We start from the raw sequence: 13401 nt of genomic DNA on the forward strand, positions 1-13401 counted from the left end.
TGGATAACTCTCGCAAGCTCGAGTTACCCACATACCCACAGGCTCAACAAATATTTTATTAATTTTAAGAGGGTGATATCTCCTAAAATTTAATTGGTTGCTGGTCTAGACATGGGGGTCACTTAAAGCTGAATATTTCCCTATCAAGTGAACGGTGGAGCTTTTTTCTCATTTATCTCTTTTTCTGGGAAGTTTCAGTTTGAACCAAAGGGGGCAGCATGACAATTAAGTTTTCAAAATTAACTAGAGCTAATATGCGTAAGTTATTGGTAAATGAAAAAATAATTGAACATTGGATAATCTTTGAGCGATTGGAAAATGGCGATGGCCGCTACACAGTCAACATCATGGTTGATGGTCAACGCGTTCATCGTGTAATTGGTAAGGAATCAGATGGTACTACCAGAACTCAAACAGAAGCCTTTATCGCAAAGGTAAAGCAAGAAGCAAAATTAGGTCGTCTAAATTTACCAAGAGGACGAAAACTTACTTTTATTTTCAAAGAAGCTGCTGAAAAATATTTAGAAAGACAAGTCGCAGAGGGAGCTAAAAATTTAAAGAAAAAACAACATCACTTACGATTACACCTAATTCCTTTTTTTGGTGAACTCCCTCTCAATAAAATTGCTAATTTTAACATTGAGCAATATAAGAAATTGCGTTTAGAACAGGGTGCAAAGCATTCTACCATTAATCGCGAATTATCAGTTTTATCACATTTATTTACGAAAGCAATTGAATGGAATTGGTTAGACACAAAGCCCGCCACCATTAGACGTTTAAAAGAAGAGCAAACCCGGATTACCTATTTAACAACTGAGCAAGTTGAACGATTAATAGAAGCAGCTAAACAGGATCAAAATCCAGTCATCTATCCATTCGTTGTGATTGGTTTAGAGACAGCGATGCGTCGCAGCGAGATACTCAGTATTCGTCTAGAGCACATCGACCTCAATCGTAAGATCATTTACATCCCACAAGCCAAAGCGGGTGCGAGAGAGCAACCTATTACTACTTATCTGACCAATTTCTTGAAGACATACATTGGGTCTATAGATCCACAGATTTGGCTTTTTCCAGCCACGAAATCAAGCACTGGTCACGTTATGAATATTGAAAAGGCTTTCCGAAGAGTTGTGATGAGAGCTGATTTGGATCCTAAACAAGTAGTGCGACACACACTACGACACACAGCCATCACTCATCTTGTTCAAGCTGGAGTTGATTTACCGACCGTTAAGAGGATCTCAGGACATAAAACTTTACAGATGGTCGAACGTTATAGTCATCAAAACGGCGCTCACATACAGGAGGCTATGGATAAGTTGGAACAGCGCTATCGAGGTGACGACAAGAAATCAGTCATTACTTGATTATTTGATTTGGAATACAGGCAATTTATGCCTTGTTCAAAGCTAACTCAAAGGACAAACAAATGAATAAAGAAACAGCTGTTGTTCTTTTCAAAGAGAAGACTGTTCGGCGTATATGGCATAACGAAGAGTGGTGGTTTAGTGTAGTTGATGTGTGTTCAGTATTAACAGATAGCCTTGATGCTGGTTCTTATTGGAGAAAGTTAAAGCAAAGGATTATCAAAGAAGGCAGCGAGGTCGTGACATTTTGTCACGGACTCAAATTGGAAAAAGTCGAAAAGAGCCAAAACACGGTCCTCCCAATTACACATTGGGCTAATTAGTGTCGCACTCATCTACCCAGAGGACATGTAGACTTTGGCATGAAATTGTTTGCTCTTAGCTGTTAGTACAGGTTAAATGCTATCTAATCAATTTGCAAAGTTAGGGTGGGTGGGATTATAATATTTATTAACCATGCCCGCCACGCCTCTCAACGATGCGCACCAAGGCGGGTTATTTTTTATGAGTGATTCACAAAAAAGAAAATACACTAAGCTCCCACTTAGTGTTGAAGATCAAGTTTCCTTCCTTAAACAGCAAGGTCTAATCATCAACAATTTGGCTTATGCTAGTCAGATATTAGAAGCTGTAAGCTTTTATCGGTTATCAGGATATACATTACCTTTTAAGGAACCACATACTCTAGGACCAAGGAAGTTTAAAACAAGTGTAACCTTTGAACTAATTTGGCATATCTACCAATTTGATAAGGAATTACGCCTATTAGTTTCTGATGCAATTGAAGCAATTGAGATTGCATTCAGAACCAGCCTTGTTAATAAAATGAGCATACTCTATGGTGGTCACTGGTATCTTGAGAAGCATCATTTTAAGAATCCAAAGCAGCATTCTTTATTTATTAAAGCAGTGGACCAAATTATTCGTGATAAATCAGAAGTATTTATCAAACATTATTATGAACATTACAGCAATCCATTTTATCCGCCAGTTTGGATGTTGGCCGAATGTCTCTCCTTTGGTACGTGTTCTAAATTATTTAGAAATTTAAAATCTGTTGCCGATAAAAAAAGCATTTCAGAAATTTTTCAACAACATCCCACTGTCATTGACTCTTGGATGGCGTCATTAACTTATACAAGAAATTTATGTGCACATCATTCACGTTTATGGAATAGATGGTTTGTGATTTCACCTTTGTTACCAAAAAACGACCCCGTTGCAAGTAGAATAGGGGTGAAAGATTTTAGTTTTTACCGCGTGGCATATATTTTAGATAAATTGATTACTTCATTTTCGGTTAATTCGTCTTGGAAAAAAAGGCTAAATAAACTTTTTGACAATTATCCTGATGTACCCTTTCACATGATGGGCTTTTCAAAAGAGTGGGGGAAGGATAGTTTTTGGGATTTATAGATAAAAAAAAGTTGGAAACCGTTGGTACGAAACTCAGAATTGATAAAAGTTTTTCTATTATTTTTTTATACAGCCATTGGACAAGGCGAATTTCTAGACTTGATCTCCTTGTTTCTATAAAAAAATGCTGGATACAGATGCTACGTTTGCGTCAGCTGATGGGAAGCGTCAGTTGAATTAGACGAATTGTTTGATGATGGCAATGAACAAGGAGCATAAACAGGATGCGTAGCTGAGGGTGATGTATTGTATGTAGATATTAATTGCGCCATTGATTTATTGCTACTTTCAAAATAATGTTCATTGTTGTTAACTAGTTTTCCTGTAATTATTGAATCAAGTCGGTCATAAAAATTGTAATGTTTGATAAGATAATCAGCAACCACAGGCCATATCTCCATCATCTTCGGGAGATCAAGTTTTTTATACTTTTCATAAATTTCTTGTAGGTCCTTTTGAATGACATAACGATCGACACGTTGACACCATGCAGAGAGATTTTCAAAATAGGTCACGAAATCATGTTTAATTTTTTCTGGGAGATCTAGATTTTTTATGATTTTGATTAATGATCGGAGAGTATCTTCCTTAGCGCCAGCATTTGTTGAATGATAATAAGGTAATGATTTAGCAGATATTGCAAGCTCAAGTGTGTTATCTCCTGATACTCCATCAAACATAGATTGTTGATGCATGGTTAAGTATGATTTGTCGCTTACTTTATAATTGTCAAATATGTATATTGATCTACTGCCATTTGGGTTAACAACAAAAGAAGAAATTTGTTTAGTCAGTCCGTTTATTTTTGTTACTTCTTTAATGGAAGAATTCATAAAATAAGGATCTTTTGATGTGAAGCTTTCTAAATCTTCAAAATAATCATCACCTTGTTCACCCGATAAACTAACAATAATATTTTTATTTATTGGCAAGTTATCATTAATTGCAAGTAACTCTAACATCCGGGTAAATGGTAATCGTTTATTGAAATAAGCTGGAATTAAAATATTATTAGAAAATAAATCATCAGCATTATTTGATTGTGTAAAGGTTAGCAAATCGTTAGCAAACAACGGATCATTTTCTTGAAAAACTTGTAGCGCCTCTACACTGTTAACTTTGTTGATGTGTTCTAATTTAAGTCCAAAGGCTTCACCCCCAAGCCCAAGTGAAAACGTTGGCAGGTTAGAGAATGAGGAGGTGCGTTCGTGCTCACCTATATATGTTACTTTAACATCGGGATTAAAATGTTTTTTAAAGTCATCATCTCTATCTACAATACCTCTATCAGCTGAGATTCTAATGATTTGTTCGGCTTCCTTAAGATCATTAATTAATGATTGGTCATTTAAAAAATCTTTTTTAAAATCTTTCTGAGTACTTAAGTAGAATTTTACTCCTAGGTTTATTAAGCACTGTTCAAAATAAGAGATAGTCTCCTTCCATTGAGTAGCAACTAAGATTACAAATTCAAAGCCATTCATACTTTGTTTGCTTTTCAGAGCCTTAACTATGCCTAATAAATGGTGAAAATCGCCGGTGCCGTCGCCAAGAACAGTTGTGCTTAATATAATTTTTCTCATATATAAAAACCTGTGATAAATTGAATGTGATTATATCCAGCCATTCTAGATAAATTACCTTAATTAAATATTAAAAAATAACAATAAATTATAGCTTAAGAATTAGAGTGCTCTGTGCTTAAGCTGTGCCCCCTGAATTGGGAAAGAGCCGCAAGATCGACATAATTACACAGGAATTACGCATTGAGTTAATTAGTAGTGAAGGGAAGAGTGGCTAAGTCATTGATTATATTGGCTCCCCGGGACGGACTCGAACCGCCGACCAAGTGATTAACAGTCACCTGCTCTACCAACTGAGCTACCGGGGAATGAATCGTATACTACTTGTGCATATTGGGTTGGTCAATAGCTTTTACAAGAATTATTAGCTACTTACCTTGGCTTTAACCGCCTGTTCTATGCGATCCATCGCTTTATGTAAAGAGTGCAAACTCGTGGCGTAAGAAAGTCGCAGATATCCAGGGCAGCCAAAGGCGGAACCTGGCACGACGGCGACTTCGGCTTCATTCAAAAGAAAATCAGCCAGCTCGATGTCTGAATTTAAACCGAGTTGCTCCATTAATTTTATTGCGCAGGGGAACGCATAGAACGTGCCATCTGCAGGAAGGCATTCAAATCCTTCCATTGAGTTAAGTGATTGGACAACATAATCATGACGCTCTTTAAAAGCGCTCACCATCTTTATTAACTCACGTGTATCACCTTCAAGCGCAGCTTGGGCCGCTACTTGAGCAATCGAATTTGGGTTAGAGGTGCTTTGTGATTGGATTTTTTTCATGGCGTTAATAATGGGTGTTGCACCAGCAGCGTACCCTATGCGCCAGCCAGTCATTGCATAGGCTTTAGAGACGCCATTCACCACAATAGTTCGATCATATAGTTGAGGACACACATTGATAATGTTGCTAAAAGGCTCGTCGCGCCAGAGAATATGTTCATAAATATCATCCGTCACAATCATGACGTGGGGATGTTTCATTAAAACATCGCCTAAAGCAATCAATTCATCGCTGCTGTAAGCCACGCCGGTAGGATTTGAAGGGCTATTAAGTACAAAAAGCCGAGTCTTGGGCGTAATCGCTTTATCAAGCTGCTCAGGGCTAATTTTGAAACCATCTTGAATGTCTGTATAAATAATTACCGGTGTCGCATCGGCAAGTAGGGCCATATCAGGATATGAAACCCAGTAGGGAGCGGAAATAATTACTTCATCGCCTTTATTAAGTAAGGCTTGGAATAAGTTATATAAACTTTGTTTTGCCCCATTAGAAACAAGAATTTGGTTAAGAGAGTATTGCAGGTTATTTTCGCGAGCAAATTTGCTTACAATCGCTTTTTTTAAACTGGGAATTCCGTCTACTGCCGTATACTTGGTGAAGCCATCATGGATCGCTTTAATCGCTGCTTCCTTAATATGGTCGGGCGTATCGAAATCAGGCTCGCCAAGTCCAAGATCAATAATATCTTTACCACTTGCCTTGAGTTCTGTTGCTCGATTAGACACAGCCAGCGTAGGAGAGGGCTTAACCGCTTCGACCTTTTCAGAAAGGATGATGTTCATAGTCCGGTATCCTGTTAGTTGACTTAGGCTAGCTTATAGTCAAAATTCGACTATAATGTACAATTACTGCAATTTATTGATGTTTAAACCGCGGACTTACTGAGTTCACCTAAGCTCATTTTTTTGAGACTTCACTGATATGCCGCATGACGCAATTATTCAATCCTAAAGAAGAATAATAATCTTTAGGTCCCAATATTTAAAGCACTAAATCGAGTTTATGAGTAGAAAATTTATAATTGAATCCAAGTTTGACCCTGCAGGTGATCAGCCGCGGGCTATAAAAGAAATGGTGCATGGTCTGGAGAGTGGCTTATACCGGCAAACGTTGCTAGGGGTGACCGGTTCCGGTAAAACCTACACGATCGCCCATGTCATTGAAAAAGTACAACGTCCCACAATTATCATCGCTCCCAATAAAACGTTAGCAGCGCAGCTTTATAGTGAGATGAAAGGGTTTTTCCCCCGTAATGCGGTAGCGTATTTTGTCTCTTATTATGATTATTATCAGCCCGAAGCTTATGTCCCTTCCTCCGATACTTATATAGAAAAAGACGCTTCTATTAATGAGCAAATTGAGCAGATGCGTTTATCCGCGACGAAGGCCTTATTAGAAAGGAAGGACACTATTATCGTCGCGACGGTTTCTGCTATTTATGGTTTGGGAGATCCCCAATCTTACCTGAGCATGGTGCTTCATATCAGCGTTGGGGAGCATATAGACCAACGTGCTATCCTGCGTCGACTTGCAGAGATGCAGTACAAACGCAATGATATGGATTTTAGACGCGCGACTTATCGCGTTCGCGGAGATGTCATAGATATTTATCCCGCTGAGTCTGATTATGAAGCGGTGCGTGTGGAGCTTTTTGATGATGAAGTGGAATCAATAAGCCTCTTTGATCCCCTGACTGGGGAAGTTTTAAAAAAAACGCCACGCACCACCATTTTCCCCAAAACGCACTATGTAACCCCCCGTCAACAATTATTAGATACTATCGATCTTATCAAGGGAGAGCTTCGTGAAAGGTTGGAGCATCTGCGGTCAATAGACAAATTGGTCGAAGCTCAGAGGCTGGAACAACGTACTTTATACGATATTGAGATGATTTTAGAGATGGGCTATTGTTCTGGCATTGAAAATTATTCGCGGTATTTGTCAGGGCGTAAGCCGGGAGAACCACCACCCACATTAATGGATTATCTCCCTGCGAATGGTCTTATTGTGATTGATGAGTCGCATGTAACGGTGCCCCAGTTGTCAGCCATGTATCATGGCGATAGGTCTCGAAAAACAACCTTGGTGGAATATGGTTTTCGGTTACCTTCTGCATTGGATAACAGACCCTTACATTTTGATGAGTTTTGTAAGATATCCCCGCAGACCATTTTTGCTTCAGCTACGCCAGGCATTTATGAACTAGAAAATTCTGATCAAATATCAGAACTTGTGGTAAGGCCCACCGGTTTGATCGATCCAGAAATTGAAGTAAGACCGGTGCGTACCCAAGTGGATGATGTATTATCCGAAATTAAAAAACGTACCGCTTTGAAGGAACGTGTTTTGATTACGACGCTTACTAAGAGAATGTCCGAAGATTTAACCGATTATCTTTTAGAGCATGGTATTAAAGTCAGGTATCTTCATTCTGATATTGATACTGTTGAGCGTGTAGAAATTTTACGAGATTTAAGACTCGGTGTATTCGATGTTCTCGTTGGTATTAATTTATTACGAGAAGGTTTAGATTTACCTGAAGTATCCTTGGTCGCCATTCTTGATGCAGATAAACAAGGATTTTTACGTTCAGAACGATCTCTGATACAAACAATTGGGCGTGCTGCACGAAACATTAACGGGCGAGTTATTATGTATGCTGATACCATTACGCCAGCGATGCAAAAAGCGATCGATGAAACCGACCGACGGCGAATGCTACAAAGAGATTACAACGTACAACATGGCATTACGCCAAGGGGAATAGAAAAAGCGATAAAAGATATTCTTGATACAGCTATTTCTCAAGAAGGATCGAAAAAACTCCTCATAGCAGAAGAAGCCGAAAAATATAACGCATTATCTCCCTTACAACTTTCTAAAGAAATTAAAACTTTAGAAGAGAAAATGTTCATTCATGCAAAAAATTTAGAATTTGAAGAAGCAGCCAGGATACGTGATGATATTCGGAAGATTCGTGAAGTAATGTTAAGGAATTCGTAAATCAGTACTTGGTGAGGACGTTCATATTGAGGCTGAACACACCTACCGGAATTCATAATATTGTTTCAGCAGCTAATCGTAAGCTGACTTCCCCATGTAAAAATCGAACTTCTTTTTCTTCTGCTGTTTGTAGAAGCAATTCACCGTTGGCATTAATTCCTTTTGCGATTCCGACATACTTTTTGCTGGGAGTAGAAATTTCTACTTGTTGGTCATAATAAGCATCTAACGCTCGCCAATATTTTGCATATGCTTTGAAACCCTTCTGTTGGAAAATCGTCATCATTTCAATGATCTCTTCCACAATATAAGCGGCAATGCAATTACGTTCAGGTCTCTGACCTGTAATTCTGGCTAGATCAATCCATTGTTGATCGATGGCAACTTGCGAAGGCATGTGAATATTTATACCGATACCGATGATGACTTGTGTAGTGGAATAACTTTCTCCCGACATTTCGATTAAAATCCCGGCAATTTTTTTATTATCCCACAAAATATCATTTGGCCACTTGAGCTTAATATTATGAATGCCAACTCTTTCTAATGCATTCGCAACGGCCACACCTGCGGCTAAACTCAGCCCGCCTAATTCACTGGGATCTTTATTAAATGACCATAAAATAGAAAATATAATATTGCCACCGAAGGGCGAAATCCATTTTCGAAGACGCCTGCCTCGCCCTTGTTTTTGATATTCAGCAAATACAATAGTGCCAGATTTTTTTTCGCTGGCATGGTTTAGGAGGTATTGATTAGTAGAATCGACTTCGTTTAATACTTCAAGGTGCACTTGTTTCAGTGCAGAATCAGAAAGCTTATTTTTAATTGCATCAAGATTTAATAAGTCTAATCCATTATCTATTTTATAGCCCTTACCTTTAACACTTTGAATGTCGATACCCATCTCAGCTATTTGTTTTATCATCTTCCAAATGGCGCTGCGAGTGATTTGCAGAGATTGACCTAACTCTTCACCTGAGTGAAATTTTCCATCCGCTAGCAATTTAATTAATGCGTATTTTAATGACATCAGTAGTCCAGATAGGGGTTAAATTAATAGCTCAAGCTTTAGATAACTTTCCGCGACCGTATTATTTTCTTGAAAGGGAAGGGTACCCAGATATGGCGCTGAAATCCAGTGCTTTAAGGTCAAAATATGTTGTTCCATCGCTGGCGTTTCGGGAGCTATGATGTTTGCTACCCATCCTGCAGTGATAATATTTTCTTTGCAAATTGCGTCCCATGTTAATAAGGCATGATTTAAACAACCCACCCGCATGCCTACGACAAAAATAATGGGTACGGCCAATTGAATCGCTAAATCAATGGTAGTCTCATGCTCGTTTATGGGAACTTTCCATCCGCCAATGCTTTCATAAAACACATAATCCACAGGTAATTCACGTAACAATTTCAATTGAATACCTAAACGCTTGAGACAAATAGGTTCATTTATAGCGCTAGCAGCAATATTAGGCGAGACCGGCAGGGGAAAGCAAAGTGGGTTAATTTGTTCCCGCAAAAGAGGCAAAGAATTTATGCGTTGATAACTTAATACATCGTCATTATCACCAGCAGCGTTAAGCCCACAAGCAATTGGTTTACAGCCAATCACTTTGAATTGTTGATGTTGTAACCGTTTGATCAGATGATTAGTAACATACGTTTTTCCCGCATCGGTATCTGTTGCAACAACAAAAAATGCTTTAGCTAATTTTGATGGCATGAGATAAAGACTCCAATAAAAAATCAATGTGTGATCGAGTGTGCTCGGCACAAAGGGTAATCCTTAAACGCGAACTTGATTGGGGCACGGTAGGGGGGCGTATTGCTTTTACATATAATCCTTTTAATCCTAATTGCCGACTAATTTCCAAAGTCTTTTGCGGACAACCCAAAACAAGGGGTTGGATCGGCGTATTTGAATTACTCGTTTTCATTCCTAATTGATGCGCGCATTTACGATAATATCGAATTAGCGCGTGCAGATTCTTACGTCGCGATTCATCTTCTTGAATAATTTTCAAGCTTGCCAATGATGCAGCGGCCACCATGGGTGGCAGGGCAGTTGTATAAAGATAAGGTCGCATTTGTTGAATTAAGTTATCGATGATTAACGCGCTACCGGCTACAAATGCGCCATAACTTCCAAAAGCTTTCCCCAGCGTGCCGACTAAAATAGCAACTTCTTTCTGTCCTAAATTATAAAGTTCCAATGCACCTCTACCTCGTTGGCCGAGTACACCAATGCCATGTGCGTCATCCACCATTATTAGGGTGTTATTTTTTGTAGCTATACGATGAATTTTATCTAAGGGGGCAACATCGCCATCCATGCCAAATAACCCTTCGGTAATGATCAGTTTATTAGGCGCAGAACGTTGGCAATGCTTTTCAAGAGTCGCTAAATTACAATGGGGATAACGTTTAGTGGTGGCCCTACTCATCAGGCAGCCATCAATGATGGAGGCATGGCATTGTTTGTCTGCATAGATTTCATCTTGGCTAGAAAATAACGTGCTGATAATACCTGTATTCGCCATATAGCCCGATGACACTAATAATACGCGCGGATAATTTAAAAACTCAGCAAGCTTGTCTTCTAACAGCTTGTGTAGGTCAGTGTAACCGCACACTAAATACGCAGAGCCACTTCCCACGCCATATTTTCTTAAAGCATTTTGACAAGCTTTTATGACAGCAGGGTGCTGTGATAATCCGAGATAATTATTGGATGAAAATGAAAGGGTTTTTTTTCCATCCAGATTAATAAACATGCCTTCATTGGGCTCAATTTGTTGCTGTGACCTCAGTAGAAAATTATTGTTTCTTGCATCCAGGCGCTGTTGTAATGTTGCATCGAACATTTTAAACGTAATCCAATGCTTTCATGCCCAACCTTTCGAGAAGTGCTTGATCTTTCTGAATAGAAGGGTTGCGAGTGGTTAATAATTTTTCTTCACCATAATGGATAGAATTTGCGCCGGCCAAAAAACACAGTGCGTGCATTTCATCACTCATGCTATCTCTGCCACAAGATAAACGCACATAAGATTTGGGCATTAAAATTCGAGCAGACGCAACGGTACGTACAAATTCTAGTGCGTCGAAATCGGGCGCATCATCAAGAGGGGTGCCTTTGACGCGTGCTAATAAATTTATCGGCACGCTCTCAGGATGTGTTTCTTGGTTTGCTAAATTCAATAATAATCCCACTCGATCTTCTCGAGTTTCGCCCATCCCCACAATACCACCGCAGCATACTTTGATGTTCGAACGTCTGACATTTTGCAGCGTGTCTAAACGATCTTGATACGTCCGAGTCGTGATAATTTCAGGATAATATTCGGGGGAAGTATCCAGGTTATGATTATAATAATCCAAGCCTGCTTCTTTGAGCTCATCTGCTTGTTCCGGCGTTAACATGCCCAGGGTAACGCAGGTTTCCATGCCTAATTTTTTGACGGCGATAATCATCTGCTTCACAGCATCAAGATCTTTTGGTTTAGGGTGTCGCCAAGCCGCCCCCATGCAAAATCGCGTCGCTCCATTTTCTTGAGCGCGCTTCGCATAGTCGAGAACTTTTTCTACAGTAAATAATTTTTCGATACTAATCTCAGTTTTATAACGTGCACTTTGCGGGCAATAAGCGCAGTCCTCAGGACAGGCTCCGGTTTTGATACTAATTAAAGTTGACGTTTGAACCACGTGAGGATTAAAAAATTTTCGGTGTAACGTTTGAGCGTGATAGATAAGATCCATAAAGGGAAGGGTGTAGATTGCAGTTACTTCCTCTGCGTCCCAATTATTCCGAATTTCAAAATTAGCCATCATGAGTCCTTGTAATTCTTTTGCTTGATGATATTGTGTGAGCGCATCTTGTCAACTAAATTAACTTATTAAAATTTACTGATGGCTAAAAAATGATCACTGAAACTAATTTCAAAACGCACAAAATTTGGCATCCTTGCTCTCAAATGAAGGATTACGAAAATTTCCCCCCTCTGAAAATAGCCAGTGCTCGGGGTTCCTACCTTATTTTAGAAGATGGCACGCAAGTGCTCGATGCGATTTCAAGTTGGTGGTGCAAAAACTTGGGTCATGGCCACCCAAGATTATTGAGCGCTTTGATGGAGCAAACAAAGTCATTTGAGCATGTGATCTTGGCGAATACTACTAACAAAAATATTGAGGCGCTTTCTTCTCAATTAACGGGTCTGACTGCTAATCTCCGCAAAATTTTTTATGCCTCCGAGGGATCTTCAGCGATTGAAATAGCACTAAAGTTAGCGGTACACGCTACAGAGTTAAAGGGTCAATCCCAAAAAAAAGAAATTATTGCACTCAGCAATGGTTACCACGGCGAAACCTTATTTGCGATGGCAGTAAGTGATTTAGGCCTATATCGCAATGCTTATGAACACCTTTTGCCCAAAACTAATTTTATCCGAAATCTACCCTATGTTAATTCAAGAAAAGAGGCTCTTTGGGCCAATTGTGATGGTAATTGGGGGTTAATTGAAACACAGCTTGAGCCACTAAAAGAGACAACTTGCGCCCTTATTTTAGAACCCATTGTGCAAGGCGCGGGCGGTATGCAGGTATATAGCCAAGATTTTTTATCTAAGCTACGTAGTTGGTGTTTTAAAAATGATGTGTATTTGATTGCAGATGAAATCATGACGGGATTTGGACGCACAGGAAAAATGTTTGCCGTTGAACACGCTGGAATAGAGCCTGATATCTTATGCCTCGGAAAAGGAATGACCGGCGGCGTTTTGCCCATGAGCGCAGTATTAATGACAGATGACATCTATGAACTTTTTTATAATGATTATGAAACACAAAAATCATTTTTACATTCACACACCTACAGTGGCCATGCACTTGGGGCCGCTGTAGCACTGGAATGTCTTCAGGTTATGCAAGATGAAAATATAGTGACTGGCGTGATAGCGCTGGAGCAGAAATTACATGACGCTATGCACTATGTGAATGAAACCACTCACAAGTTAACTAATATTAGGACAATGGGAGGCATCGTGGCTGCTGATCTCATCCCAGATGGCACAGCACGCCAAGGCTATGAAGTCTACCGCAGAGCCGTCGCAATGGGCGCCTTACTACGACCCCTAGGCAATACGATTTATTGGCTTCCGCCGCTCAATATAAGTAGTGCAGATATAGAGAAGCTGGGCGATATTACAATCCGGGCGCTTACGTAAATTATCAAAATGTATTCGT

11 protein-coding genes and 1 tRNA gene are annotated in these 13401 nt (G+C 39.5%); 5 read left to right on the forward strand and 7 right to left on the reverse strand.

Annotated features, from left to right (window positions below; all coding sequences use genetic code 11):
* Nucleotides 1-218: 218 nt before the first annotated feature.
* The 3 genes from H0U71_07080 (at nt 219) to H0U71_07090 (ending at nt 2789) form a co-directional block, all read left to right on the forward strand.
* Nucleotides 219-1373, forward strand: coding sequence for a site-specific integrase (locus H0U71_07080; protein ID MBA2654814.1), 1155 nt, complete (start codon nt 219-221; stop codon nt 1371-1373).
* A gap of 62 nt (nt 1374-1435) precedes the next feature.
* Nucleotides 1436-1696 carry a hypothetical protein gene (locus tag H0U71_07085; protein MBA2654815.1) on the forward strand — a complete coding sequence of 87 codons (261 nt, stop codon included), beginning with the start codon at nt 1436-1438 and terminating at the stop codon, nt 1694-1696.
* Nucleotides 1697-1877: 181 nt separating this feature from the next.
* Nucleotides 1878-2789 carry an Abi family protein gene (locus H0U71_07090; protein ID MBA2654816.1) on the forward strand — a complete coding sequence of 304 codons (912 nt, stop codon included), beginning with the start codon at nt 1878-1880 and terminating at the stop codon, nt 2787-2789.
* Between the two features lie 140 nt (nt 2790-2929).
* On the opposite strand, the gene H0U71_07095 is transcribed toward H0U71_07090, so the two are convergent.
* The 3 genes from H0U71_07095 to H0U71_07105 form a co-directional block, all read right to left on the reverse strand.
* The gene (locus H0U71_07095) at nt 2930-4372 is read right to left on the reverse strand and encodes a hypothetical protein (protein MBA2654817.1); all 1443 of its coding nucleotides are present in this window, start codon (nt 4370-4372) and stop codon (nt 2930-2932) included.
* A 232-nt stretch (nt 4373-4604) separates the two neighbouring features.
* Nucleotides 4605-4680, reverse strand: a tRNA-Asn gene (locus tag H0U71_07100).
* A 56-nt stretch (nt 4681-4736) separates the two neighbouring features.
* A complete protein-coding gene (locus H0U71_07105; GenBank protein ID MBA2654818.1) occupies nt 4737-5933 on the reverse strand; it encodes a pyridoxal phosphate-dependent aminotransferase in 1197 nt (398 codons plus the stop codon).
* Nucleotides 5934-6153: 220 nt separating this feature from the next.
* Between H0U71_07105 and uvrB the strand changes: the two genes are divergently transcribed.
* Nucleotides 6154-8154, forward strand: coding sequence for an excinuclease ABC subunit UvrB (gene uvrB, locus H0U71_07110; protein ID MBA2654819.1), 2001 nt, complete (start codon nt 6154-6156; stop codon nt 8152-8154).
* Nucleotides 8155-8206: 52 nt separating this feature from the next.
* Here the strand turns inward: uvrB and birA are convergent, their stop codons facing one another.
* From birA to bioB, 4 genes are read right to left on the reverse strand one after another with little or no spacing between them, the layout of a single operon-like run.
* The gene (gene birA, locus H0U71_07115) at nt 8207-9187 is read right to left on the reverse strand and encodes a bifunctional biotin--[acetyl-CoA-carboxylase] ligase/biotin operon repressor BirA (GenBank protein ID MBA2654820.1); all 981 of its coding nucleotides are present in this window, start codon (nt 9185-9187) and stop codon (nt 8207-8209) included.
* Nucleotides 9188-9205: 18 nt separating this feature from the next.
* Nucleotides 9206-9883 carry a dethiobiotin synthase gene (gene bioD, locus H0U71_07120; GenBank protein ID MBA2654821.1) on the reverse strand — a complete coding sequence of 226 codons (678 nt, stop codon included), beginning with the start codon at nt 9881-9883 and terminating at the stop codon, nt 9206-9208.
* Entirely contained in the window at nt 9864-11024 is a 1161-nt protein-coding gene (bioF, locus tag H0U71_07125) for an 8-amino-7-oxononanoate synthase (protein ID MBA2654822.1), read from the reverse strand. Before bioF ends, bioD begins: the two co-directional genes overlap by 20 nt.
* 1 nt (nt 11025) lies before the next feature.
* Nucleotides 11026-11991: a biotin synthase BioB gene (gene bioB, locus H0U71_07130; GenBank protein MBA2654823.1), complete on the reverse strand. Its 966-nt coding sequence runs from the start codon at nt 11989-11991 to the stop codon at nt 11026-11028.
* An 89-nt stretch (nt 11992-12080) separates the two neighbouring features.
* Here bioB and bioA point away from each other — a divergent pair, with 89 nt between their 5' ends.
* Nucleotides 12081-13382: an adenosylmethionine--8-amino-7-oxononanoate transaminase gene (gene bioA / locus H0U71_07135; protein ID MBA2654824.1), complete on the forward strand. Its 1302-nt coding sequence runs from the start codon at nt 12081-12083 to the stop codon at nt 13380-13382.
* Nucleotides 13383-13401: the final 19 nt, after the last annotated feature.

The sequence above is a fragment of the Gammaproteobacteria bacterium genome, from assembly GCA_013697705.1.
Classification (GTDB): Bacteria; Pseudomonadota; Gammaproteobacteria; order UBA6002; family UBA6002; genus UBA6002.